General features: G+C 34.1%; 25 protein-coding genes. 13 read left to right on the top strand and 12 right to left on the bottom strand.

The genetic code is table 11. From position 1 onward, the window contains the following. Positions 1 to 251: 251 nt before the first annotated feature. The 5 genes from BUA46_RS00690 to BUA46_RS00670 form a co-directional block, all read right to left on the bottom strand. Positions 252 to 1,583, bottom strand: coding sequence for a DUF58 domain-containing protein (locus BUA46_RS00690; RefSeq protein WP_026009985.1), 1,332 nt, complete (start codon positions 1,581 to 1,583; stop codon positions 252 to 254). Positions 1,584 to 1,650: 67 nt separating this feature from the next. After that, entirely contained in the window at positions 1,651 to 2,721 is a 1,071-nt protein-coding gene (locus tag BUA46_RS00685) for an AAA family ATPase (protein WP_019387023.1), read from the bottom strand. Between the two features lie 2 nt (positions 2,722 to 2,723). Further along, entirely contained in the window at positions 2,724 to 3,929 is a 1,206-nt protein-coding gene (locus BUA46_RS00680; RefSeq protein ID WP_019387024.1) for a DUF4350 domain-containing protein, read from the bottom strand. Positions 3,930 to 3,932: 3 nt separating this feature from the next. Continuing rightward, positions 3,933 to 4,598 carry a hypothetical protein gene (locus BUA46_RS00675; protein WP_019387025.1) on the bottom strand — a complete coding sequence of 222 codons (666 nt, stop codon included), beginning with the start codon at positions 4,596 to 4,598 and terminating at the stop codon, positions 3,933 to 3,935. Positions 4,599 to 4,654: 56 nt separating this feature from the next. After that, positions 4,655 to 5,644 (bottom strand): stage II sporulation protein M, encoded by a 990-nt coding sequence (locus tag BUA46_RS00670; RefSeq protein ID WP_019387026.1) that lies wholly within the window; start codon positions 5,642 to 5,644, stop codon positions 4,655 to 4,657. Positions 5,645 to 5,800: 156 nt separating this feature from the next. Between BUA46_RS00670 and BUA46_RS00665 the strand changes: the two genes are divergently transcribed. Together BUA46_RS00665 and BUA46_RS00660 are read left to right on the top strand one after the other, a co-directional pair. Next, the gene (locus BUA46_RS00665; RefSeq protein WP_019387027.1) at positions 5,801 to 6,520 is read left to right on the top strand and encodes an RDD family protein; all 720 of its coding nucleotides are present in this window, start codon (positions 5,801 to 5,803) and stop codon (positions 6,518 to 6,520) included. Between the two features lie 218 nt (positions 6,521 to 6,738). Continuing rightward, positions 6,739 to 7,350, top strand: a complete 612-nt coding sequence (locus tag BUA46_RS00660) for a trimeric intracellular cation channel family protein (RefSeq protein ID WP_019387028.1) — start codon at positions 6,739 to 6,741, stop codon at positions 7,348 to 7,350. 4 nt (positions 7,351 to 7,354) lie between these two features. On the opposite strand, the gene BUA46_RS00655 is transcribed toward BUA46_RS00660, so the two are convergent. Then, positions 7,355 to 8,059, bottom strand: a complete 705-nt coding sequence (locus tag BUA46_RS00655) for a peptidylprolyl isomerase (protein ID WP_019387029.1) — start codon at positions 8,057 to 8,059, stop codon at positions 7,355 to 7,357. A gap of 6 nt (positions 8,060 to 8,065) precedes the next feature. On the opposite strand from BUA46_RS00655, the gene BUA46_RS00650 reads away from it, so the two are divergent. The 4 genes from BUA46_RS00650 to BUA46_RS00635 all read left to right on the top strand — a co-directional run bounded on the left by BUA46_RS00650 (position 8,066) and on the right by BUA46_RS00635 (position 12,677). Next, on the top strand, positions 8,066 to 8,707 hold the full coding sequence (locus tag BUA46_RS00650; protein ID WP_019387030.1) for an NUDIX hydrolase: 642 nt from the start codon (positions 8,066 to 8,068) through the stop codon (positions 8,705 to 8,707). A 76-nt stretch (positions 8,708 to 8,783) separates the two neighbouring features. After that, a complete protein-coding gene (locus tag BUA46_RS00645; RefSeq protein WP_019387031.1) occupies positions 8,784 to 9,593 on the top strand; it encodes a lysophospholipid acyltransferase family protein in 810 nt (269 codons plus the stop codon). Between the two features lie 215 nt (positions 9,594 to 9,808). Then, positions 9,809 to 12,100 (top strand): type IA DNA topoisomerase, encoded by a 2,292-nt coding sequence (locus BUA46_RS00640; RefSeq protein ID WP_019387032.1) that lies wholly within the window; start codon positions 9,809 to 9,811, stop codon positions 12,098 to 12,100. After that, positions 12,087 to 12,677 (top strand): pseudouridine synthase, encoded by a 591-nt coding sequence (locus BUA46_RS00635; RefSeq protein ID WP_019387033.1) that lies wholly within the window; start codon positions 12,087 to 12,089, stop codon positions 12,675 to 12,677. The genes BUA46_RS00640 and BUA46_RS00635 overlap by 14 nt, the downstream gene beginning before the upstream one ends. 137 nt (positions 12,678 to 12,814) lie before the next feature. Here BUA46_RS00635 and BUA46_RS00630 read toward each other — a convergent pair whose 3' ends face one another. Next, positions 12,815 to 13,456: a DUF8845 family protein gene (locus tag BUA46_RS00630; RefSeq protein ID WP_019387034.1), complete on the bottom strand. Its 642-nt coding sequence runs from the start codon at positions 13,454 to 13,456 to the stop codon at positions 12,815 to 12,817. A 4-nt stretch (positions 13,457 to 13,460) separates the two neighbouring features. Next, positions 13,461 to 13,955, bottom strand: coding sequence for an RNA polymerase sigma factor (locus tag BUA46_RS00625; protein ID WP_019387035.1), 495 nt, complete (start codon positions 13,953 to 13,955; stop codon positions 13,461 to 13,463). Between the two features lie 555 nt (positions 13,956 to 14,510). Here BUA46_RS00625 and BUA46_RS00620 point away from each other — a divergent pair. Next, positions 14,511 to 16,664: a TonB-dependent receptor gene (locus BUA46_RS00620; RefSeq protein WP_019387036.1), complete on the top strand. Its 2,154-nt coding sequence runs from the start codon at positions 14,511 to 14,513 to the stop codon at positions 16,662 to 16,664. Positions 16,665 to 16,740: 76 nt separating this feature from the next. Here BUA46_RS00620 and BUA46_RS00615 read toward each other — a convergent pair whose 3' ends face one another. Next, complete coding sequence (locus BUA46_RS00615) at positions 16,741 to 17,175, bottom strand: universal stress protein (RefSeq protein ID WP_019387037.1); 435 nt, start codon at positions 17,173 to 17,175, stop codon at positions 16,741 to 16,743. 246 nt (positions 17,176 to 17,421) lie between these two features. Further along, positions 17,422 to 18,051, bottom strand: coding sequence for a dioxygenase family protein (locus BUA46_RS00610; RefSeq protein ID WP_019387038.1), 630 nt, complete (start codon positions 18,049 to 18,051; stop codon positions 17,422 to 17,424). Positions 18,052 to 18,298: 247 nt separating this feature from the next. On the opposite strand from BUA46_RS00610, the gene BUA46_RS00605 reads away from it, so the two are divergent. Further along, positions 18,299 to 19,030, top strand: coding sequence for an energy transducer TonB (locus BUA46_RS00605; RefSeq protein WP_019387039.1), 732 nt, complete (start codon positions 18,299 to 18,301; stop codon positions 19,028 to 19,030). A 66-nt stretch (positions 19,031 to 19,096) separates the two neighbouring features. On the opposite strand, the gene BUA46_RS00600 is transcribed toward BUA46_RS00605, so the two are convergent. Beyond that, positions 19,097 to 19,495, bottom strand: a complete 399-nt coding sequence (locus BUA46_RS00600) for a hypothetical protein (protein ID WP_035106119.1) — start codon at positions 19,493 to 19,495, stop codon at positions 19,097 to 19,099. A 153-nt stretch (positions 19,496 to 19,648) separates the two neighbouring features. Between BUA46_RS00600 and BUA46_RS00595 the strand changes: the two genes are divergently transcribed. The 5 genes from BUA46_RS00595 to BUA46_RS00575 all read left to right on the top strand — a co-directional run bounded on the left by BUA46_RS00595 (position 19,649) and on the right by BUA46_RS00575 (position 23,198). Beyond that, entirely contained in the window at positions 19,649 to 20,272 is a 624-nt protein-coding gene (locus tag BUA46_RS00595) for a hypothetical protein (protein ID WP_019387041.1), read from the top strand. 19 nt (positions 20,273 to 20,291) lie between these two features. Then, positions 20,292 to 21,635: a histidine kinase gene (locus BUA46_RS00590; RefSeq protein WP_026009988.1), complete on the top strand. Its 1,344-nt coding sequence runs from the start codon at positions 20,292 to 20,294 to the stop codon at positions 21,633 to 21,635. A 13-nt stretch (positions 21,636 to 21,648) separates the two neighbouring features. After that, complete coding sequence (locus BUA46_RS00585; RefSeq protein ID WP_019387043.1) at positions 21,649 to 21,951, top strand: 2TM domain-containing protein; 303 nt, start codon at positions 21,649 to 21,651, stop codon at positions 21,949 to 21,951. 12 nt (positions 21,952 to 21,963) lie between these two features. Continuing rightward, positions 21,964 to 22,293, top strand: a complete 330-nt coding sequence (locus BUA46_RS00580; RefSeq protein WP_019387044.1) for a 2TM domain-containing protein — start codon at positions 21,964 to 21,966, stop codon at positions 22,291 to 22,293. 149 nt (positions 22,294 to 22,442) lie between these two features. Continuing rightward, positions 22,443 to 23,198, top strand: coding sequence for a LytR/AlgR family response regulator transcription factor (locus BUA46_RS00575; protein WP_019387045.1), 756 nt, complete (start codon positions 22,443 to 22,445; stop codon positions 23,196 to 23,198). A gap of 102 nt (positions 23,199 to 23,300) precedes the next feature. Here BUA46_RS00575 and lpxD read toward each other — a convergent pair whose 3' ends face one another. Further along, positions 23,301 to 24,293 (bottom strand): UDP-3-O-(3-hydroxymyristoyl)glucosamine N-acyltransferase, encoded by a 993-nt coding sequence (lpxD, locus tag BUA46_RS00570; protein WP_019387046.1) that lies wholly within the window; start codon positions 24,291 to 24,293, stop codon positions 23,301 to 23,303. Positions 24,294 to 24,328 lie beyond the last annotated feature (35 nt).

The raw sequence follows: 24,328 nt of genomic DNA, 5'->3' as shown, positions 1-24,328 counted from the left end.
TATTTGGTTTTAATGTTTTACACTTCAAATATCTAACACTAAAGCAAGTTTTTGAAAAGGTTGTTACCGAATTGTAATTTTTTAATGCTGAACTGTAAAGTTTTTAGAATTTAGCTTTTTAAACCCATTTGAAAGCTGCTAATAATCGCGTTAGGGATTGCACTGAAAATTCTATTGTGAGGTAAAGAGCAAAATTGTAATGAAAAGCTCGACCATTGTGGTAACCTGCCTGCCGTCAGGCAGCGCCAAAATTATAATAAGCCGCGGGCTTTAATTTCGAGGTATTTATTGATGGTATCGATGGTTAATTGTTCGGGAGTGGTTAGTATGGAGTAGATACCGAATTTTTTAAGTTCGTTGACAATGAGACGTTTTTCGAAGGCAAATTTTTCTGCGATAACTTTGTCGTAAACCTTCTCTATAGTTTCTGCTTTATGGTTTATAAGCTGGTTTAACTCGGTGTTTTTAAAGAAAATAACAACCAATAAATGACTTTTTGCAATGGCTTTTAAGTAAGGTAGTTGGCGCTCTAAACCATCGAGTGTTTCAAAATTGGTGTACATTAAAATAAGGCTGCGGTTGGTGATGTGCCTTTTAATGCTAGCGTATAAACGGCTAAAATCGCTTTCGAAAAAATCGGTATTCACATTGTAAAGCGCTTCTAAAATGAGTTGCATTTGTGAGCTTCGACGTTCTGCAACTACTACGTTTTCAATCCGTTTTGAGAATGATAGTATACCTGCTTTATCGTGTTTTTTTAGAACGACATTACTGATAACAAGTGATGAATTAATGGCATAATCTAGCAAACTTAAACCGTTAAATGGCATTTTCATGCTGCGGCCTTTATCGATTATTGAATACACCGGTTGCGATTTTTCGTCTTGAAACTGATTCACCATTAATTGGTTTTTCTTTGCGGTTGCTTTCCAGTTTATGGTGCGTAAATCGTCTCCAAGAACATAATCTTTAATTTGTTCAAACTCCATGGAGTGCCCAAGTCGTCTTACTTTTTTGAGTCCATATTCTAAAGCGTTTTGATTGATGTTTAGAAGCTCGAATTTTTTAAGTTGTTTAAAACCAGGATAGGTAGGAACCATAGCGCCACTGTTAAAAGTAAAGCGTTTAGCCACCAATTTTAAAATGGAAGACGCGTAAACATTAAGGCTACCAAAATGATATTCGCCACGTTCTGTTGGTTTTAAATGATACGTAATTGTTTTTAAATTTTTTGAAGCTATGGCATCTTTTAGTTTGAAATCTCGAACTTGAAATTGTTCAGGAATTTCGTCAATAATTTCCAGAAATATGGTGTGCGAATAATTATTGTTAATGTTGAGTATAATTTGGTTTTTGTCGCCGTTTGAAAACTTATCGGGTAAAATTCTTGTGGCTTCGATTTTGTTTTTCCCTATGAAAACAATTAGAAAATCTAATAAGAACAGTAAAACTAAAACTAAAATTGAAAGTTGGGCGATGTTAAATAAAATAGGAATGAAATAACTTAAAGCAAACAACATGACAATGCCAATACCTGCATAGAAAAATCGAGGTTGAATGTAAAAGGGTTTAAGGAATTTCAAAATGTTATTTATATGTTATTTTATTTATCTGTTGAATACTGAAAACTGATATTGCGACTAAATACTATTACCTCGGTATTTCAACCGTTTCAATTATTTGTTTAATTATTTGTTTACTTGAAATACCTTCCATTTCGCGTTCTGGCGTTACGATAACCCTGTGATGTAATACAGGAATTGCGGCTCGTTTAATATCTTCGGGTGTTACAAAATCTCTACCGCTCATAGCAGCAAATGCTTTACTTGATTTTAATATGGCAATAGATGCTCTTGGTGAGGCCCCTAGATACAAAAACTGGTTGCTTCTGGTTGCCACAATGAGTTGCGCAATGTATTTAAGTAAATGTGCTTCAACAATAACCTGAGACACTAAATTTTGGTATTCAGAGATTTGTTTTGCTGTTAAAAACGATACCACTTCATCGGTTTTCACCTTGTCTTTTAGCTCATGTTCTCTAGATAAAATTTCAATTTCTTCATCTAAATTCGGGTAGTTTACGTCTATTTTAAATAGGAATCTGTCCAATTGAGCTTCAGGTAAACGATATGTTCCTTCTTGTTCAATAGGATTTTGGGTTGCAAGTACCATAAAAGGCGAATCCAATTTAAATTTGTTACCATCAATGGTAATTTGTTGTTCTTCCATCACTTCAAACAAAGCCGCTTGCGTTTTTGCAGGGGCACGGTTTATCTCGTCAATAAGTATCATATTAGAGAAAATAGGACCTTTTTTAAATTCGAATTCGGAGTCTTTTAAATTGAAAACTGAAGTTCCTAAGATGTCACTCGGCATTAAATCTGGTGTGAATTGAATTCTACTAAAATCAACACTTAACGATTTGGCTAAAAGTTTAGCAGTAATGGTTTTTGCAACCCCAGGAACACCTTCAATAAGCGAATGCCCTTTAGCTAAAAGTGATGCGATAAGCATATCTACCATATCTTTTTGGCCAACTATAACTTTGCCTATTTCTTGCTTTATTTTTTCAACATTTTGTTGCAATTCAGACAAATCTAAACGGCTTTGAAACTTCAAATCGTCGTTATTTTTCAATACGCTATCATCTATTGAAGAAAGTGCGTCTTCTGAATTTTGAGTAGGTTCTTGATGGTCTTTTGGTATCTTGTTTTCGTCCATAATTATTTTGAATAAAATGCTTCTATTTGTCTGTTGAGTTTTATCAAGTTCTCTTCGAAAAACTCATTTTTTGATTTCATTAAATTAATGTAATTGATAAGTTTTTTAACATCCTCTTTTTTCTTTCCGGTTTTAGCAGCAAGTTTTTCGGTGAATTCTTCATCTAAATTATCGGTATTTAAATGTAAATCGTGCCTTATTTTTTCAAGAAAGTAAGTGATTTTTTTATCAATAAGATTTTTGTGGTCTTTGGTATCAAAGTATAAATTCGAAACCGTTTTAACAAAAGCCACCGTGGTATTTTGTAAGGGTTTAATGATTTTAATAACGCGTTGTCTCCGTTTCGCATTAAAAATCATGAATAAAATGCCAAATACAATTGCGGTATACCAAGCCCATCGAAATGATAATTGTTCTAAAAACCAAGCTAGGTTTGATTCCTTTTCAACATCACCATCGTAACCCGTTTGAATTTTAGTATACGAGTCAAAATACACATTAGCATCCGGTAAATAGGATAAAACCCCTTCAACATATTTATAACGCTCTTCCATTAACAAATTATAATTTGTAAAGGCTTTAGGCTCTAGATGCAAAAGTACTTTCCCTTTTCCAAAAGGCACTTGCAGAAAGTTAATGTGTTTGTAGTCAATTTTCGAATGCCCTAAAACCGTATGGTTTATGGAATTGTATTCAGAGAAATACTGGTCGAATTTGTTTTTATCAAGTGTTATCTCCTGAACGTTTTTATTTTTTAATGATAGATAAGAAATACTGTCTTTTTCATTTTCAATATAATCAACGCTTACATCTAAGGTGTCGTGTATTTTTTGTGGGAAGTAATAGTCTGAAATAAACAATGTGTTTCCAGAATCTACAAAATGAAGCAATTCATCAATGGATTCGTCTTCTAAATAATCTGTATTTCCTATGATAATAAAATTGCCTTCTGCAACATGTTCGCCATAGCCATCTTCGGAATTGGCTTTTAAATAACTAGCCGGTTGATGATAAACGGTTCTAACTTTATAGCCTTCAAACAGGTTTGGTAATTCTTTATAAAGCACACTAACACCATAGGGTTTGTTGCTTTTTTCATTAAATGATTCCTCCCAATCTACAGTTTTAGTTCGTTTTACACCAATTACCACAGCAGCAGTAATTATTAGCGCAATTAAAACTAAAAGTATGGGTAAAATCTTTTTCATTAATTATTTAACCTGTTTTAAAAGGGTCTCCATATTAGTTTTCGCAGTGATATAATTGTTTAAATTTATTGGAAACTCACCATACCATATGTAGTTGTACAAATATGACGTGTATTGAAAATCTTTACTAAAAGGTTTATCGCTAACCTCAATTAAATACTCATTGTTGGTTTTATCGTCTTCAAATTTTATGTAGTTTTTTAAACTTAGAGTTTTTAAAACCAGTAAGTAGTAATACCGAATGGCAAGTCTGTAATCATCATCATTTTCAGCATTTTTTATTAAAGTAATTATATCTGCATTTTTAATGTTTTCAACTGTTATTTCTTCAAAATTATTTACGGTTTTATTTCTGTTTGAAGAAAACAGATTGCTACCACCTTCATTAATTAAAATATATACCAGAAATATTACAGCGCCAGCAATAGCGATATAGAATATCCAAGCAAGAGGGCCAAGATTTATACTGATGCTGTCTGAATTATTTTGTTCTTTTCGTTTGGCTTCTTCATTTTTATAATCCTCATAATTCCCAGATCCTGAAGGTGTTTCGCTAACAATTTTTGTGCCTTCATAATTATATTTTTCACTGCGATAACGGTCTTTAAAATCATTGTCGAATGTTCTTTGGCTATCTGGTGTTTGAACCAATTGTATAGCAGAAGCCATCGGGATATTACAAGCCAAAAGGATAAAAAATAGGTAGATATTTAAGTGTTTAATTTTCAATGAATAACCGGACTTAAATTTTGGGGTTGCGTCACTTGTTTTTGTATTTTAAAAGGATAGATTAAGTAGTAATAACTTATAATGCTCAAGGTAATTAGTATAATACCAACCGATAACCAATGGGGCATGATGTTGGAATATCGTGTAATAAAGCCCTCTAAAAATCCAGCAGCGAACGTAAAAGGAAAGGTGCTAATTAAAATTTTAACTCCAATTTTGGCTCCTTTTTTAAACGAAGTGTATCTAGAATACGTAGCTGGAAACAGAATGCTTGCACCTAAAATTAAGCCTGCAGCACATTCTATAACAATGGCGAAAATTTCCATGGCGCCATGAATCCAAATACCTCTTACACTTTCCCAAAACACGCCTTTATCATAAAAGAAATATTGAAAAGACCCCAACATTATACAGTTATTAAACATAATGTAAAGTGTCCCTACGCCTAAGAAGACGCCTAATACAAAAGCAATTAACCCTACGCGTAAATTATTAATCGTAATACCAATAAAACTGCCCCAGTTGCTACCGCTTTTGTATACAGCCACAGGATCGCCAGCCTCAATATTCTCTAACGACATGTTTACATAATTATCGCCTAACACCGAACGTACAAATTCACCGTCGTTCGCCGCAGAAATAGCGCCAATAAATGTGAATGCAAAAAAGATGATAAACGCAATGTAAATGAACTTGCGGTATTGATAACAAATTAGAGGTACTTCGGTTTTCCAAAAGGAAATAATCCTATTAGTATCAGTAGTTTTAGTTTTATAAATTTTCTGGTAAGCGTTAGCAGATAATTGGTTGAGGTATGTAATTACCTTGCTTTTATGATAGTAAGTTTGAGCGTAGGCTAAATCATTAATGACATGAATGTATTGCGATGCAAGCTCATCTGGATTATCAAAATCATTATTAACGATTGCTTTTTCAAAACTCAACCATTTTTCTTTATTTTGCTTGATAAATGCAACTTCCCTCATATATTTCTTCTGTAAAAAACTAAATTTCGCATCCAAAAATTACAAAATTTAGTTTCACTTCAGTAACCACTTCATTAATCTATGCAATTTATTCATTCATTTTTTAAAATTTTCAAATGAATAAATTCATGTATTTTTGATAAATTAAAATATAAAATGTCAGAGTTACAAATTAACACGACGCAAAATGTAAAAATAACCTTTAATGCTGCCGGTGCTGGAGAGCGATTACTTGCGTTTATTATAGATTCAGCCATTAAAATTGGTTACATGCTCATATTAAACTGGACATTTGGTGCATTCGATAGCATGGACCAATGGTCGCAAATAGCCATAAATACTGTGTTAGGCTTTCCGGTTATGTTTTATACTCTGGCACTCGAGTCGTTATTACAAGGTCAAACTATTGGGAAACGTGTTTTAAAAATTAGAGTGGTGAAGATTGATGGCTATCAGGCCTCGTTTTCAGATTATGTGGTGCGGTGGTTCTTTAGAATAGTAGATATTTACTTTTTTGGTATTGGATTTTTCATCATGTTATTTAATAAAAAAACACAGCGCATTGGCGATATGGCCGCAGGAACGGCAGTTATTGCTTTAAAAAACAATGTAAATATTTCCCATACCATTCTCGAGAATCTTAAAGATAACTACAAACCAACGTACCCAAATGTTATAAAATTGTCTGATAACGATGCCAGAATCATTAAAGAAACTTATGCTGCTGCGCGTAACGCCAAAGATTATCAAACCCTAATTAAATTAAGACAAAAAATTATAGAAGTGGCTGTTATAAAAGATGTAAAACACCCCACAGATATTGAGTTTATTGATGTTATTTTAAAAGACTATAACTTTTATACTCAAAGTATGTGAGTAGAGAGCCAATTTTTATTTTAGAAAAATTGTGCGAATCACTCATCTCGAATAAGCTTCGGGATATTTGAAATTAAAGTTTTACAGTAAAGAAATTTTTTAAGGCGTTTCTAAAAGTGTCGGGCTTTCTGTAGTCTCCCGAAAGTTATTGGGATCCAATAAATGCCTTAATCGCAAACGCAATTTATAGCATAAACTAAAAATAGAAACACACAATCATGTTTTACACCATAGATATATTAGGAACCATCGCCTTTGCCATTTCTGGCGTTTTAGTGGCTTTCAACAAAAAGATGGATTTATTCGGAATATTAATTATTGCCTTTGTAACCGCCGTTGGTGGTGGAACTTTACGCGATTTACTGATTGGAGACACGCCTGTAAGTTGGATGACGGATATTACGTATACCTACGTGATATTAGGTGCCGCAATTTTCGCTATTATATTTCGAAGTAAAATAAATTATTTAAGAACCTCTTTATTCTTATTCGATACTATAGGTATTGGTCTTTACACTCTTGTTGGTATTGAAAAAGGATTGAATGCAGAATTGCATCCCATAATTTGTATCGCCTTAGGGACTATGACAGCTAGTTTTGGAGGTGTTATTAGAGATATTCTATGTAACGAAATTCCCGTAATATTTAGAAAAGAAATTTATGCTACGGCATGCATTCTAGGAGGAATAACATATTTTCTGCTTCGTGAATTTCCTATAAAGGATAACTACGTATTTGTTGTTGCCGGAATTGTGGTAATTGTGGTTAGATTACTTGCGGTGAAATTTAAAATTGCATTACCCAATATCTATTCGAAAGATCATGTTTAATGACTTAATCAAGAATTTCAACATTTCTAATAAAAATGTTTTTATCGGGCCAGTCGCCATCATCGGTTTCAACAGCAGCAATTTTATCAACTACATCCATCCCGCGAGTTACGTGTCCAAAAATAGTATAATCGCCATCTAAAAAATGGGCGCCACCTTTTTGGCAAACTATAAAAAACTCAAATGGAGAAGCGAGTTTATGCGGATTTCTAATCTCACTACTCGGCATCGAAATAACACCACGATCATGCTTAAAACCACGTTTCGTATCAGGAGGTAGTAAGTATTTGCCTATGAAAGCTCGTTTTCTGGCAGTTTTAACATCATCGCTATTTCCTGCTTGCACTATAAAATTATCAATAACTCGGTAAAACTGTGTGCCGTTAAAGTATTTCTGCTTCGTTAACCAGATGAAATTTGAACGGTGAAATTTAGTTTCATTATAAAGCAAAATGTCTATTTCGCCAAAATCGGTTGTAATTCTAACTTTATTTTCTTTATGCTTTTTGTCGTATTCTAAGAAAAATTCCATCGCCGTTTTAGAATTCAACTTAGGGAATTCTCGCTTAGGCTCTTGCTCAGTATCTTCGGGTTTTTCTTCTTCAACATCTTTTTCAACTTCAGTTTTTGGTATGCTTTTTTGTTTTGATTGTTTATCTTCACAATTCAGAAATAATACAAAAAAACATAAAAATAAAAGGAAGCGCATAGATATATGAAGTTTGAAGAATTTTTAAAATCAGTTTCAAAAATAAAAAATATACCGCTACCAGCCGAAGCTTCGCACTTTAAAATGCTGCCACCATTTCGTCAAGAGCTACTTAAAAAGCAAGAAGAAGCCATTAAAAATGCCAAACATGCTGGGGTTTTAGCTTTATTTTACCCAGATGAAAGCGAGCAAACTAAATTTATATTAATACTTAGAAAAACATACAAAGGGGTCCATTCTGATCAAGTGGCATTTCCAGGGGGAAAAGTGGAAAAACAAGATAAATCTATATTAGATACGGCTTTAAGAGAAACTTCTGAAGAAGTAGGCGTTACCATCGAAACCATTCAAATACTCAAAAAAGTATCGCAAGTTTATATTCCTCCAAGCAACTTTTATGTACAACCATTTATTGGAATTACAGAAAATACACCACAATTTAAAAAGCAAGATAGCGAGGTAGAAGCTTTAATAGAAGTTGATTTAGAACATTTTCTAGATGATCAATCGCTAATCACAAAAACTGTAGCAACTTCCTATAGTATTGAGGTTGAGGTTCCTGCGTTTAAATTAAACAACCATGTCGTTTGGGGAGCGACCGCAATGATGCTTAGTGAAATTAAAGACTTACTAAAACAACTTTTGTAGTTTGTTAGTTTTGTTACATTTGCATTCTTAATTTGTAGAAAATTAAGTAACTTACTAACTCTTAAGCACACGATTTATGGGATTGATTAAAAGAAATCCATTTGGACATATATTATTTATAAAAAAATGGCTTATTCGTATACTTGGTGCGATGACCCATAGACGTTTTCGCGGGTTTAATGAATTACAGATTGAAGGTTCGGAACACATAAAAGATTTACCAGATACTAACGTACTGTTCATCTCTAATCATCAAACCTATTTTGCCGATGTGGTGGCTATGTTTCATGTGTTTAACGCGAGTTTAAGCGGACGAACAGATTCTATAAAAAATGTAGGTTACCTCTGGAATCCGAAGTTAAATATCTATTATGTTGCAGCTAAAGAAACCATGAAAGCTGGTTTATTGCCTAAGATTTTAGCTTACGTTGGTTCAGTAAGTATTGAGCGTACATGGCGTAGCGAGGGTAAAGATGTACAACGGCAAGTGAAAATGAGCGATATTTCGAATATTGGTAAGGCGCTAGACGATGGTTGGGTAATTACTTTTCCTCAGGGCACCACAACACCGTTTAAACCCATTCGTAAAGGAACTGCCCACATTATTAAACGCTACAAACCTGTAGTTGTACCTATTGTTATTGATGGTTTTCGTCGTTCGTTTGATAAAAAAGGATTGCGTATAAAAAAGAAAAACATCCTACAATCCATGGAGATCAAAGCGCCTCTTGAAATTGATTACGATAACGAAACTACCGAAGATATCGTAAAAAAAATTGAGTACGCCATTGAGCAACATCCTTCGTTTTTGAAGGTTATCCCAGAAGCTGAATTGAAAGCGCAAGAAGAGTTAGATAAATTGCGTCGATGGAAAATTAAAGAATAGTATATTTTTTATGTTTTTTTAACTGAAGATTTTGGTATTATAGTAGATTTTCTTTTGTTAAATTTTTCATTCTTTCCGAAGCCTAATAAGTCGTCGAAACTGTGTTATTTCTATTTGCCGTTTTAACTTATAATTTCAGTTAATAACTCCTAACAATTACCTTTTTAAACTCGTTTTAAAATTTCTATTTTGCAGCACTCTTTTAAGATATATTAATGAAAGTCTGTATTGCCGAAAAACCAAGTGTTGCCCGCGAAATTGCTGCTGTATTAGGCGCCAATACTAAGCGCGATGGCTATTTTGAAGGCAACGGTTATGCCGTCACATATACTTTTGGGCATTTGTGTACCTTAAAAGAACCGGTTGATTATAAACCGTATTGGAAAAGTTGGGATTTAAACAACTTACCTATGCTTCCCGAGAAGTTTGAAACGAAAGTAGTTTCAAATTCTGGAATACAAAAGCAGTTTAAAATTGTTAAGAGTTTATTTAATAAAGCCGAAGTGATTATAAACTGCGGTGATGCTGGTCAAGAAGGAGAGCTCATTCAGCGTTGGGTGATGAATGAGGCTAATTATAAAGGCGAAGTCAAACGACTCTGGATTTCGTCGCTAACCACCGAAGCGATTAAAGAAGGTTTCGAAAACCTTAAACCCGCAACAGACTATGATAATTTATATTACGCGGGCTTTTCGAGAGCCATTGGCGATTGGTTGTTAGGCATCAATGCTACAAGATTATATACTGTAAAACATGGTGGATATAAGCAAGTATTATCGGTTGGTCGAGTGCAAACGCCTACTTTGGCCATGGTTGTAAATCGATTTAAAGAGATTGAAAACTTTAAACCACAACCGTATTGGGAGTTGCAAACCCTTTATCGCGATACCTTATTTAGTTATGAGGAAGGACGTTTTCTCAAAAAAGAAGATGGTGAAACTTTAGCGAACAAAGTAAAAGAAAGTGATTTTGAAATCGAATCGATTACCAAGAAAAAAGGAAGAGAATACGCGCCTAAGTTATTCGATTTAACAGGGTTACAGGTTTATTGTAATACCAAGTTTGGGTTTTCAGCAGATGAAACACTGAAAATAGTTCAGGCATTGTACGAGCGTAAAGTAGTGACGTACCCTAGAGTAGATACTACATTTTTACCAAACGATATTTACCCTAAAGTTTCTGGAATTCTTCAAAAGTTAACCAACTATTCTAATTTAACGCAACCACTTTTAGGTAAGAAGATTAAGAAATCTACCAAGGTGTTTAATGATAAAAAAGTAACCGACCACCATGCTATTATTCCAACTGGTATGCAAACTAACTTGCAATACAACCAGCAGCAGGTTTATGATATTATTGTAAAACGGTTTATAGCTGTTTTTTATGAAGATTGTGCAGTGTCGAATACCACTGTTATTGGAAAAGCGGCAGAGGTGTCTTTTAAAACCACAGGGAAAGAGATTCTAAAAAAAGGTTGGCGCGTTGTATTTGAAGATGCAAATAAGAAAGAAAAAGAAACAGGTATTTTGCCAACTTTTGTAAAAGGAGAAAAAGGACCACATGAACCTTCATTTCTGGAAAAGGAAACAAAACCGCCTAATCAGTTTACAGAAGCTTCCTTATTGCGTGCTATGGAAACGGCTGGTAAACAGGTTGATGATGAAGAATTACGAGATTTGATGAAAGAAAATGGTATTGGACGACCATCAACCAGAGCCAATATTATAGAAACCTTATTTAAACGGAAATATATAAAACGAAATAAAAAGCAGGTGCTTCCTACGATTACAGGAATTCAGTTAATTGATACCATTCAAAATGATTTATTAAAATCTGCTGAATTAACAGGCTCTTGGGAAAAGCAATTAAAAGATATAGAAAAAGGTGAATTTAGTGCTGGGGCGTTTATAAAAAATATGAAACGCATGGTTGATGCGTTGGTTTATGAAGTTAGATCTGAAACCAAACGTGCCAATATTTCCCATACCGTAACTGTTAAAAAGCGCGCTGAAAAAGCAAAAGCTAAAAAAGTTGCTGGTATTACTGCTGAAGCTTGCCCAAAATGTAAACAAGGTCAAGTAATAAAAGGCAAGTCTGCATATGGCTGTAGCCAATATAAATCGGGTTGCGATTTTGTGATGCCGTTTAGTTTTGCTGGAAAGAAGATTTCAGAAAAGCAATTTATACGCTTGCTTCAAAAAGGTTCTACGGTTAATTTAAAGGGTTTTAAAACAGATGCTGGTGCTGTTGAAGGCTTGCTAAGGTTTGATGAAAATTTTAAGTTAAAACTAGAGCCAAAACAAAAGAAAGCTAAACCAAAGACTAATGAATTGGTGTGCCCAAAATGTAAAAAAGGCACTGTTAAAAAAGGTAAAATGGCTTATGGATGCAGTGCTTATAAATCGGGATGTGATTTTAAAGTGAGCTTTGATGCTGTGAGAACTAAAATTAACGGACAACAACCAACACGCGAACTTGTTTACAGCATATTAAATGGAAGTGCGTAAAACCAGCCACAGGCATTTTGTTATTTACAAACCTTATGGGTATTTGAGTCAGTTTAGCAGTAATGATTCAAAACAACAATCTAAAAACTTTTTGGGTAAGCTAGAAGATTTTCCTGAAAACATAATGGCCATTGGCAGACTTGATGAAAAATCGGAAGGTTTGTTATTGCTGACTACCGATGGTAAGATGAGCGATTTTGTTAATAGCCAAAAAGTGGACAAAGAGTATTATGCATTAGTGGATGGCGATATTACAGAAGAGGCTATTGAAAAACTTGAAGGTGGTGTTGAAATTGGTTTTAACGGTAAAAAGTATAAAACAAAGCCCTGTAAGGTATTTAAATTGAATGGCGAACCAGATTTACCAAAGCGTGCTAAAAAGATAAGAGATGCGCGCCACGGACCAACCACATGGATTTCTGTAACTTTAAATGAAGGTAAGTTTAGGCAGGTTAGAAAAATGACTTCGGCAGTTGGTTTTCCAACATTGCGACTGGTTCGTGTTAGAGTAGGAAATATGCATATAAAGTCTATGCAAGTTGGTGAGGTAATTGAAGTTGAAAGCTATAATGTTTAACTAAACTTAAAACAAAAGATGAAACCCGCGTTAGCGATTGCAGCGGAAAGCCCACAGCGAGGTTCGAGCGAGGACTTGCAGTGTAGCGCGACCCTTAGGAGAACCTGCCTGCCGGCAGGCAGGCGCCCTAATGATATTTAAACTTCCAGTTTTTTTAGTTCTTTGTAATTCTGATTGAGGCGCTTTAAAAGAATACCGTAAATGAGCCAGTAAAATAGTAGTAAAACCCCAATTACTATGGCTAAAATTATTATGGTAACGATAAATAAAAGGGCGTAAAATTTAAAGACTTCGCCATTGGCTGAGGCTAGTTGTAATTTATCTGAAAACTCTGGGTTGTGACTGAAACCGTAAAATGCACCAATACATGCGCCAACAACCAATGAGGCTAGGTTGAAAATCACATAGTACTTGACTGTTTTTCTGGTTTTTATGATGTTTTCCATGAGTTTTTTGGAACTATCGGTGGCAGAAATATTTCTATAATTTTTGTAAAATAGATAGAAGAAATAGATTAAAACAGCATAACTGATAACGGTTATAGGGATAAGGATATGGTTCATGTTTAGCGATTCCATTTTGCTAGAATAGGCGGTGCCCTTTAACAAAAAAGACAAGGCTAACCAGAACCCAAATTCTAGCAGGCTGATGATAAATATCCATTTGACAATAGAAGACGATTTTTTTAAAATCATCTTATAAATCTCGTTATAAGATAGTTTTGGGTAGGTGCTATCGTCCTTATTCCAGTCTTTTTTTAATAAATCTAATTCATCCATAATCTTACGGATTTAAAATGGTTCTAAGTTTAGTTTTAATTCGGTTCATCTTTACTCTGGCATTCACTTCACTTATACCAAGTGTTTCACTAATTTCCCTATAGTCTTTGTCTTCTAAATACAGAAAAACAAGAGCTTTTTCAATATCGTTTAATTGGTGTACAGCTTTGTATAATATTTTTAATTGTTGTTCTTCGGTATCATCATAAACTTCGGCTTTTATTTTGAATTCTACGCCCTCAAAATTTTGTGTGTTTATAGAGCGTTTCGATTTTCTGTAAAGTGTAATGGCAGTATTTAGGCCTACACGATACATCCAAGTGCTAAATTTTGCATCGCCACGAAACTTTGGATATGCTTTCCAGAGTTGTATGGTTATCTCTTGAAACAAATCGTTATGCGCATCTTGATTATTGGTGTACAAACGACAAACTTTGTGCACAATATTTTGATGCTGCTCTAACAATTTTACAAAATTATGTTCCAGTTCTTTATTCAATGGCGTGGTTTAGTTACTATGTAAGTAGCTTAATTTTTTAAAACGTTACATGAAGCTATAAATATAATGGTAATGTTCTTAAAAATGTTATGATAAATAGATTTCAATTTAGGCTATTTTAATTAGAATTTTTGAAAAATTATAGACGAAAGGATTAGTTTATAAAAATTAAACCTTTAGTTTATATTTTGTTTGTTTATATCTGGTAATCAAAATGTTGAATATTAACTATAGAAGAAATCTATGATATGTTTTGAGGTGATTTTACGCGTTTTGAAGCAGTTTAGTTTAGCTAATATATAAAATATTTATTTGTTGCAATTTGGCTTAAAAAAGCTTGAATAGTTTTTGTTCGCGAGTGTAGAGATTAAGATAATTTTTGAGTTTTTTTTAGAAGCTTTATTTCGGTCTTTTCAATTCATCATGTAAAAATTACAGTTCGGTAATTTAGAATTTTGGTAACAAGAATCTAATTGCATTTTTGTCTCATCAATTAAAATTTTCAGATGCTGAAAAAATTTCAGCTCATGAAAAACGAACAGTAAATAATCAATCATGAAAACATTAACTTTTATTCTTTTAGCTTTATTAAGTATTCAAATTTCAGCTCAAACGACAATCAACGGAACTGTACTCAATTCAAAAAATGAACCTATCGAAGGTGCGAATATTTATTTACAAGGTACTTATGATGGCAGCACTTCAGGTGCTGGTGGTACCTTTTCATTTAAAACTTCCGAAACAGGAACACAAAACTTAGTGGTTTCATTTCTATCTTATGAAACGTATACTATGATTGGTGACGTGAGTTTTATGCAAGATTTAACAATAAAACTTCTTGATGATGTGAATATGTTAGATGCTGTTGTGCTATCGGCAGGTACTTTTGCAGCAGGGGATAATAGTAAGGTTAATGTTTTAAAGCCATTAGATGTTGTAACTACCGCAAGTGCCTTAGGCGATTTTGTAGGCGCATTACAAACTTTACCAGGAACAACAACAGTTGCCGAAGATGGTAGGTTATTTGTACGAGGTGGAGATGCCAACGAAACCCAAATTTTTATTGATGGTATTCGTGTATTTACACCGTATTCACCAACTACCAATAATGCACCAACAAGAGGTCGATACTCGCCGTTTTTGTTTGATGGAGTTACCTTTTCTACTGGCGGTTATTCGGCTGAATATGGGCAAGCCTTATCTAGTGTGTTGCTTTTAAATACCGTTGACGAACCCGACCAAGAGAAAACAGATATTGGTATAATGAGCGTTGGAGCAACACTCGGGAATACTCAAAAATGGGAGAAAAGCTCAGTGAGTGTTAATGCGTCATATATTAATTTAGCCCCGTATAACGCCATTTTTAAAAATAGAAACGATTGGATTAAACCTTTTGAAACAGTTTCTGGAGAAGCAGTTTTTAGAAGAAAAACCAATGCCGGTTTAATTAAGTTATACAGTGCTTTTGACGCTACTGGGTTCGAATTAACTCAAGAAGATATAAACGAACCTGAAGGCGCCTACATCAAATTAAAGAATAATAACGTCTATATTAATGGCTCCTATGATGGTGTTTTAAGCCCTACTTGGTCGATTTTTGGAGGTGTGAGCTTCACGCATGCCAAAAACAATTTAAACGTTATTGAAAGCCAAATTAACGACAGAGAAAACTCTTTACATACAAAGTTAAAATTCAAAAACAGAATAAGTAACCGTTTTAAACTCTATTTTGGAGCTGAGTATTTTGCAACAAACTTTGATGAGAGATATCAAGATGAAAGCATTGAAGCAACCAATTACCGATATAATAACAATATTGCTGCAACCTATGCCGAAGCTGATATTTTCCTTTCCAAAAAGCTTGCCTTTAAAACGGGTTTACGAGGAGAATACAGCGCGATATTTAAGGATTTCAAAATAGCTCCGAGATTATCTTTGGCTTATAAAACCAGTGGAAAAAGTCAGTTATCGTTGGCATATGGCGAATTTTACCAAAACCCTTCCAGTGAAGTATTGAAGTTTAATCAAGATTTAAATTCTGAGCAAACATCACATTATATATTTAACTATCAATACAATGCCGATAGAAAGTTATTTAGAGCGGAAGCTTATTATAAAACTTATAATAATTTAGTGAAGTACGATTCTGAATTTGCAAATTTTGATAGCAACTATAGTAACGGCGGAAGTGGTTTTGCACGCGGTGTGGATTTCTTTTGGAGAGATAGTAAAAGCCTAAAGAATTTTGATTATTGGTTAAGCTATTCATTTTTAGATACCGAGCGCGACTACAAAAATTACCTTACCAAAGCGCAACCCGATTTTGCAAACACACATAACCTTTCAATAGTTGGGAAGTATTGGGTTGATAAATGGCGCAGTCAATTGGGTTTTAGTTTTGCACATGCATCGGGACGAACTTATACCAACCCAAACAATCCTGGGTTTTTAAACGCAAAAACCAAAGCTTTTAATAGTTTAAGTGTGAATTGGGCATATTTAATTAGTCCGCAAAAAATACTTTATGCAAGCGTTAATAATGTTTTAGGATTTAAAAACATAAATGGCTATCAATATGCGAATACCCCAGATGTTAATGGTAATTTTAACAGGCGTGCTTTACAACCTGCAACAGATCAATTCTTTTTTGTTGGTTTTTTCTGGACCATTAGTGAGGATAAAAAGAGTAATCAGTTGGATAATTTATAGAAGAGAATAATCCATAGTTAAAATAACTACAATCAAAATTCAATGATGTTTTGAGAATACTATATGTGTTTTTTAACTATCTCAATGGAATAACAAGTACAGGTATTTTGGATTTTTTAATTATTTGAGATGAAACACTTCCTAATAGTGCCTTGTAGAAAATACCGCGATTTCGATGACCAGTAATTATAAGGTCTATATTTAATTTTTCAGATTTTTTTATTATCATTTCTGTAGTTGCACCTTGTAATAATATGCCATCTGCATCCATACCTTGTTTTTCAAGTGCTCTGCAGTAATCTTCCAGTTGCCTATGCTCCTTTTTAATTTCTTTTGCTCTATTATCTCTTATATATTGTGGTCCAGCATCATAACCAACGAAATCAGGATCTGGCGCAGTTATATGAATAAGCCATAATTTAGAATTGAAGGATTGCGCAAATTGAGTAGCAACATCAATTAACTGTTTTTCGTTTTCTTCAAAATCCAAAGTAACTAGTATATTTTTCATGATTCCTTGTATTAATGTTTTGAATCAACATCTAAAGTTTCGAATAATTTCGTTCTAATAACTTTATTGAGCGTCCTTCTAATTTACTAAAAAAACCAGACAATTCCAATTCAATGTACACTCAATAAGCCCTTCATTTAAATTAAGATTGAGATGTTTCAAGTGTTATAATAATACAATCAATTGAATTAGATATTAGTAAGAGTTTTAAAGAAATTAAATATAGCGAATACACCTATCCTGATGTTATTCGTAGTTTGGGATGTTTAAACCTAGTATAATGTCTCTATGAACTGTGAGTATGTTGTCTTCTAAAATGGGGTTTACTAAGCCTGAACCACCTCTATTAGTTAAGCCATTTCTTTGTTTCTCAGTTAGAAACTGGTCGTCATCAAATACAAAATCATCAATATAATATTCGTTTTTATCAGGTTCTTTAATCGTGACATGAATGTGTTCTGGCACAGTGCTATTTGGGTAAGATGCAGGCCTAAATGTATAAAAGGTATATTGACCAGATTGGTCCGTTTTAATCCATCCGCGAATGTATCCATGTCTTTTTGCCCATCCTTTTTCATTGCCTTTGGTGGGATAAATACCCTTTCGATTTGTTTGGTAGATATATAGAATGATATTTTCTGCTGGTGTTTTACCGTTATTTTTAAAAATAGTCCCTGTTAATTTTAACTTTGGTTCATTAATACGAAAATCGGGTAAAGTGTCAGTTGTTGTGAGTTTCTTGTTACCATACTCATAAACGGCTTCACAACCTTCACATGGGCCTCCAACCAACGCATTAGTTTTAGCATTCTTGGTTTGAGATTCACAAGAAGTAGTTATTAGTACAAGGATTAAAAAGTGAATTAGTCTTCTCATCTCATTATATTATTGATGGATTTCCAAAAATATACCACATTTTTCATTTTGAGCTAAAACGAAGTTATGCTTTTTTTCTGATAATTTCAAGATTATGTGAAGATTCAAACGCTTACTAAATACGATATTATCAGAAAATAGGATTTTTTTTGAGATATGATAAATATCATAGTTGATATTCTGATTATACAATAATTTTACACTGTAGAAATGATGATGGTATCCCCATCTGTAAAAACCAAATGTCATGGAAGCTAAAAAGAATCCAGAATTAGAAATAGGAAGAAATAGTGGCATTTATTTTGCTATTGGCCTGAACTTAATGTTATTATTGTCATGGAGAGCTTTAGAATACAGAACTTACGAGCAAGATGATGTAGAAATTGGTGTTGTAAATATGGAGACTCAGTTTGAGGAAGAAATTCCTATCGTAAATGCAAATACACCACCACCGCCACCACCACCAGCTGTGGTTCAAGAAGTTATACAGATTGTAGAAGATGTTGAAGAGGTTGAGGAAACCGTAATCGAAAGCACCGAAATTGGTCAAGATGATGCTGTTGAGGAGCGTATTGTAGAAGTTAGCGATGTGGAAGTTGAAGAGGTAGATGAAGATGTTCAAGTTGCTTTTGCGATAATAGAAGATGTTCCTGTATTTCCTGGATGCGAAGGGTTGTCAAAACAGGGCACGAAAGATTGTTTTCAGAAAAAAATACAAGAGCATGTCGGTAAGAATTTTACTTACCCGCAAACGGCATTAGACTTAGGAATACAAGGACGTGTTTCAGTCGTTTTCGTAATCGATAAATCAGGACACATAACCAATATTAGATCTAGAGGACCAGATAAAATTTTACAACAAGAAGCAGAACGTATTATCGGGAAATTACCAAAAATGAAACCCGGTAAACAGCGCGGTATGCCGGTAAAAGTGGCTTATGCTGTACCAATCTTCTTTAAGCTTGATACTGGTTCATAAAAACTAATGGTATTGTGTACAAATGGGGAATGGGCAGTCTGAAGAAATTCAGACTGCCCTTTTTGTTTAATTCCAATGTATTACAGCACTGTTGTGGCTTATAATTTTTCTAAATTCACCCGGCTTTTTTTTATTCATTAGTTTTAATCCATTTCCAGCTTCAATAAGTGTATTAAAATTAGTTTCACTTGCATCAAACTGCAATTGGTTTTTATAGGTTGTTATCAATATAAAACTATAGGGTTCCGTTTCAGTAGGTTCAGTTTCTAAAAGTTGATAACTATGTATATATCCTTTCTCAATAGCCTTAATTCGTAATTGTTCCCAATTGTTTTGATAATAAAAAAGAGCCTCAGCTTTATTGCTATTTAAAACTTGAACATAGTCAATCATTGATATTTTTTCAGTCTGACCATAACTCAAAGAAGTAATAGAAATAATGAAAAAGGCTATTAGAGTTTTCATAAAATGAATTTTTAATACTGAAATATAGTATTTCAGATTTAGAAATAATAGCAGATTAACATTTCAGCATAAAAAAATAACAGTTCGGTAAGTCCGTTTTTAAAACTCTCGATTTCTGTTGGATATTTGAACCATCATTAAAAACGAACACTCATGAAAAAATTAATTATTATCGCAACAGTACTAGTTTCAGCATTTTTAAATGCACAAACTAATTACGAACAAGGGATGCAAAAAGCCTTTGATTTATGGACTAACAACCAACCAACTGAGGCCGCAAATCTATTTGAGCGCATTTCCAGCGCTGAAACAGATAATTGGTTGCCAGCATATTATGCAGCGCAAATTAACATCCTGTATAGTTTTGGAGAAAGAGACGAAGAGGTGCTTTCTGCAAAGCTTAAAAAAGCTCAAGATTTAATAAACGACGCAACTGCTATTTCAAAAGAAAATCCAGAAATAATGGTTTTGCAAGCGTTGTTGCATACCGCTTGGGTTGCTTATGATGGTGCTACCTATGGCATGACACTTTCGGGAAAAGTTGTTGAAATTTATACCAAAGCCAAAATGATGGCGCCTGAAAATCCAAGAGTGGTGTATTGCAAAGCAGAATGGGATATGGGTGGCGCTAAATATTTTGGACAAGACACGACGCCATTTTGCAAAGATTTAGAACATGCCTTAGAACTTTTTGCTAACTTTAAACCAGAAACACCTTTTCATCCAAATTGGGGAAAAGACCGCGTAGAAATGTTGTTAGAAACTTGCGGAAAATAAAACCTATATCAATTAGATCATGAAAAAATCGTCTAAAAATATCATTATTGCTTTTATTATTGGATGCATCATTTTTGTAATTGGCAATCTCATGTCTAGAGGACTCCAATTTGAAAGTGTCAACGAGTTTTTAGTCAATTTTAGTTTGTATCAACTGCACTCTTTCGTAATAGCATATTCCAATATGTATTTCTTTGATTATATGGAAAGACGAAGTTGGAAAAAGAACGATACTGTAAAACGCATTGTTCTTGGTATCCTAGGTGCAACGGTAATCACTTTAATCGCACTTTTCATACTTAGAGCATCTACTGCTGTAATTTATAACGGCGATAACTTTTCAGATTTTTTGTCTAATGAAAAGTTTAAAAATTATCAGTTCGGATTATGGATAACACTTACCATCGTAATTATATTTTATGTCATCTATTTTTATAATAGATACCAGCAAAACCGAATTAAAGAACAAAAAGTAATAGCAGGAACCGCAAGCGCCAAGTTTGATGCTTTAAAAAACCAATTAGACCCTCATTTTCTTTTTAATAGTTTAAATGTATTAACTAGTTTAATTGAAGAAAACCCTGAAAATGCGCAGAAATTCACCACATCACTATCTAAAGTGTATCGTTATGTGTTAGAGCAAAAAAACAAGGAACTAGTAACGGTTGATGAGGAATTGCAATTCGCAAAAACGTACATGTCTTTACTTAAAATGCGTTTTGAAGATAGTATCATCTTCACCATGCCCGAAAAAGCATCAAACCCAGAAAGTAAAGTGGTGCCTTTATCGCTACAATTACTTCTAGAAAATGCCGTAAAGCATAATATGGTAACATCAAGTAAGCCGTTAAAAATTAACATTTACGAAGATCAAGGAAGCCTTATTGTAGAAAACAATTTGCAACCCAAACAAATAGTTAAAAAAAGTAGCGGGGTAGGATTAGGTAACATTACTCAACGTTACGATTTATTAACCAATAAAAAAGTAAATATCATAAAAGAAGCAAACCGTTTTGCAGTAGCAATACCTATGCTTACTAAAAAAATATCAGTCATGAGAACAGAACAAGCATCATCGCAATTAGACGATAGTTACTTGCGAGCTTTAGATTATTTAGATGAGCTAAAAGGTTTCTATTACAGCCTTATATCTTATGTTATAGTTATTCCAGTATTAATTTATATCAACTACAGAACATCGTGGGGATTTCAATGGTTTTGGTTCCCTATGTTCGGTTGGGGTATTGGTTTGACTATACAAGCTTTCAGAGTTTTTGTTACCAACGGATCCTTCGGCCGAAGTTGGGAAAAGCGAAAAATGGAAGAGTTTATGCGTAATGAAGAAAACAACAACTGGGATTAAAATATAAAACAGCATGAAAAAATTGCCAGATACAGAAACTAATAAAAAAGCCTACAGAGCGCGCAAGCGTGTCGAAGAAATAAAAGGCTTTTACCAGCACTTGTTAGCCTATTGTCTATTTACACCGTTTACCATTTTTATTAATTATAAAACCTATTGGGATTACAAATGGTTTTGGTATTCGGTAATAAGCTGGGGCATTGCGGTTGCCATACACGGGTTTATTGTATTTGTTCACAAAGGTAAATTTGGTCGCAAGTGGGAAGAACGCAAAATCCAAGAATTTATGCGTAAAGAAGAAAACAAATGGAATTAAAACATTAAAACAATGGAAAATAGTAAATTAGAACCATATCAAGATAAAGATTTCCAAAAAGAGCAAGCCTATGCACGAGCCAAAAAACGAGTAAAAGAGCTAAAAGGCTTCTATTGGCATGCGTTTTGGTATGTAGCGGTAAATATTTTTATAGTTTACATGATAGTATCCAACGGTGGCGAATTCTGGCATTTTGGAACCTTTTCAACCCCCATTTTTTGGGGTATTGGTTTGGGTTTTCATGCCCTCTCCGTATTTGGTAAAAACTATATATTCAGCAAATCGTGGGAAGAACGTAAAATAAAGGAGTTCATGGATAACGATAAAAGGCAATGGAAATAAAATAATTAGGGCGCCTGCCTGCCGGCAGGCAGGTTACCACAAGGATCGGGTTTTCGGGAGTCGCTCCCTCCTGCGTCGAGGAGCTTCAACAAATCCCTCAACCCCTAACGCAAACCAGAACACCAATTTAACGATCATAAAAAATCAAAATGAAAGTAATTATTATAGAAGACGAAAAACCATCAGCAAGACGCCTACAGCGTATGCTCGAAAGTTTAGATTTGAAAGCCGAAGTTATGCTGCACTCCGTAGAAGAATCCATCAACTGGTTTCAAAATAACCCGCACCCCGATTTAATATTTCTAGATATTCAACTAAGCGATGGTCTTTCGTTCGAAATTTTCGAAACCATAGAAATAAAGTCAGCTATAATTTTCACCACAGCTTATGATGAGTATGCACTTCAAGCCTTCAAACTTAATAGTATCGATTATTTATTAAAACCTATTGACGACGAAGATTTGGCCACCGCAGTAAAAAAGTACCAAGAACGTGCACCACAAAAGCAAGCGGTTACTTTAGATTTTAACGACATAAAAAAACTCTTGGTAAACCCTTTAGACCGTGAGTACAAAAAACGCTTCTCGGTAAAAGTAGGGCAGCATCTTAAACTTATAAATATAGACGATATCGAATGTTTTTACAGCGAAAACAAAGGCACCTATTTGCATACTACAGAAGGTAGAAACTACCTTTTAGATACCACTTTAGAGCAGTTAGAAGATGAGTTAGAACCACAAACCTTTTACCGGATAAACCGCAAATTTTTTGTAAATATCAATGCTATAAAAGATATGGTGAGTTATACCAATTCAAGATTGCAAATCAAATTAAATTCTTATCGCGAACAAGAAGTTATTGTTGCCCGCGAACGTGTTAAAGATTTTAAGATGTGGTTGGAATAGATTTATGTTTCTTGTAATTGAAACAAATAAAAACTTAAAATGTATACATCTAATATTTAGCGAAATTCGTTAAAAATTCACCCATATTTATATTATTGAATTCTACTTTTTAGTTAATCTTCGCATCGCTACCCATTGCTTCAACATTTCTCGAGAGTCTTGTGCTGGATAACCAAGAACGGTTTGTCCGGCAGGTACATCGTTCATAACTCCTGAACCTGCACCAACAGTAGCGCCAGAATGTATAGTGGTGTGATCTTTTATAGATGCCGAACCTCCAATGATAACACCATCTCCTAAGGTTACCGAACCTGCAAGTCCGCTATGTCCCGCCATAATACAGGAGCATCCCATAACACTATTATGTGCAATTTGTACCAAATTATCTATTTTACAGCCGTCTCCAATAATGGTGCTGCTAAATTTAGCTCTATCCACACAAGAGTTGGCGCCAATTTCAACATGATGCCCAATAATAACATTCCCTATTTGCGGAATTTTTACCAATCCTCTGCCATCATCGCTAGGGCGGTACCCAAAACCATCGGCACCAATACTCACGTTGGTATGAAAAATACAATGGTTACCAATAATACAACGCTCTCTAATCACTGTTCCAGACCAAACTATAGTGTGGTCTCCAATTGTAGTTTCGTCAAAAACACAAACATTGGGGTATAAAATTACACCTTTGCCGAGCGAAACGTTTTTACCAACATAGCAATTGGCTCCAATTTTACAACCTTCACCTATGGTAGCAGTTTCATGAATAACCGCTGTAGGATGAATATCCGATTCAAAAGCTGGAGCTGGCGGATTGAATAATTCCAAAACTTTAGCCATAGCCAAATCCGCATTTTTAACTTTTATTACCGCCCGATTCTCATCAGGTACCACAGTTAAATTGTCGTTTACTAAAACGGCACTCGCTTTAGAATCTGCCCAATATTTTACATATTTATGGCTGCCTATAAATGTAATATGTTGTTTTTTAGCATTTTGTAATTGTTCCGGGCCTTCAATAGGTTGTGTAGTGTTTCCAATTAATTCACCCTTTAACAGGTTGTTAATTTCTTGAATAGTATAAGATGTCATTATTATTTAAGGTTAGTGAGTAGTTGTAAAGCTAC

This window comes from Algibacter luteus (genome assembly GCF_900141715.1).
In the GTDB taxonomy this organism is placed as follows: domain Bacteria; phylum Bacteroidota; class Bacteroidia; order Flavobacteriales; family Flavobacteriaceae; genus Arenitalea; species Arenitalea lutea.
This window is presented reverse-complemented; position numbering and strand designations above follow the sequence as displayed.

Excerpts from the sequence above, each read along its gene's own strand:
- BUA46_RS00685 (WP_019387023.1), bottom strand. The coding sequence starts at position 2,721 with ATGGACGAAAACAAGATACCAAAAGACCATCAAGAACCTACTCAAAAT.
- BUA46_RS00680 (WP_019387024.1), bottom strand. The coding sequence starts at position 3,929 with ATGAAAAAGATTTTACCCATACTTTTAGTTTTAATTGCGCTAATAATT.
- BUA46_RS00675 (WP_019387025.1), bottom strand. The coding sequence starts at position 4,598 with ATGGCTTCTGCTATACAATTGGTTCAAACACCAGATAGCCAAAGAACA.
- BUA46_RS00670 (WP_019387026.1), bottom strand. The coding sequence starts at position 5,644 with ATGAGGGAAGTTGCATTTATCAAGCAAAATAAAGAAAAATGGTTGAGT.
- BUA46_RS00665 (WP_019387027.1), top strand. The coding sequence starts at position 5,801 with ATGTCAGAGTTACAAATTAACACGACGCAAAATGTAAAAATAACCTTT.
- BUA46_RS00660 (WP_019387028.1), top strand. The coding sequence starts at position 6,739 with ATGTTTTACACCATAGATATATTAGGAACCATCGCCTTTGCCATTTCT.
- BUA46_RS00655 (WP_019387029.1), bottom strand. The coding sequence starts at position 8,059 with ATGCGCTTCCTTTTATTTTTATGTTTTTTTGTATTATTTCTGAATTGT.
- BUA46_RS00650 (WP_019387030.1), top strand. The coding sequence starts at position 8,066 with ATGAAGTTTGAAGAATTTTTAAAATCAGTTTCAAAAATAAAAAATATA.
- BUA46_RS00645 (WP_019387031.1), top strand. The coding sequence starts at position 8,784 with ATGGGATTGATTAAAAGAAATCCATTTGGACATATATTATTTATAAAA.
- BUA46_RS00640 (WP_019387032.1), top strand. The coding sequence starts at position 9,809 with ATGAAAGTCTGTATTGCCGAAAAACCAAGTGTTGCCCGCGAAATTGCT.
- BUA46_RS00635 (WP_019387033.1), top strand. The coding sequence starts at position 12,087 with ATGGAAGTGCGTAAAACCAGCCACAGGCATTTTGTTATTTACAAACCT.
- BUA46_RS00630 (WP_019387034.1), bottom strand. The coding sequence starts at position 13,456 with ATGGATGAATTAGATTTATTAAAAAAAGACTGGAATAAGGACGATAGC.
- BUA46_RS00620 (WP_019387036.1), top strand. The coding sequence starts at position 14,511 with ATGAAAACATTAACTTTTATTCTTTTAGCTTTATTAAGTATTCAAATT.
- BUA46_RS00615 (WP_019387037.1), bottom strand. The coding sequence starts at position 17,175 with ATGAAAAATATACTAGTTACTTTGGATTTTGAAGAAAACGAAAAACAG.
- BUA46_RS00610 (WP_019387038.1), bottom strand. The coding sequence starts at position 18,051 with ATGAGAAGACTAATTCACTTTTTAATCCTTGTACTAATAACTACTTCT.
- BUA46_RS00605 (WP_019387039.1), top strand. The coding sequence starts at position 18,299 with ATGGAAGCTAAAAAGAATCCAGAATTAGAAATAGGAAGAAATAGTGGC.
- BUA46_RS00600 (WP_035106119.1), bottom strand. The coding sequence starts at position 19,495 with ATGAAAACTCTAATAGCCTTTTTCATTATTTCTATTACTTCTTTGAGT.
- BUA46_RS00595 (WP_019387041.1), top strand. The coding sequence starts at position 19,649 with ATGAAAAAATTAATTATTATCGCAACAGTACTAGTTTCAGCATTTTTA.
- BUA46_RS00590 (WP_026009988.1), top strand. The coding sequence starts at position 20,292 with ATGAAAAAATCGTCTAAAAATATCATTATTGCTTTTATTATTGGATGC.
- BUA46_RS00585 (WP_019387043.1), top strand. The coding sequence starts at position 21,649 with ATGAAAAAATTGCCAGATACAGAAACTAATAAAAAAGCCTACAGAGCG.
- BUA46_RS00580 (WP_019387044.1), top strand. The coding sequence starts at position 21,964 with ATGGAAAATAGTAAATTAGAACCATATCAAGATAAAGATTTCCAAAAA.
- BUA46_RS00575 (WP_019387045.1), top strand. The coding sequence starts at position 22,443 with ATGAAAGTAATTATTATAGAAGACGAAAAACCATCAGCAAGACGCCTA.
- lpxD (WP_019387046.1), bottom strand. The coding sequence starts at position 24,293 with ATGACATCTTATACTATTCAAGAAATTAACAACCTGTTAAAGGGTGAA.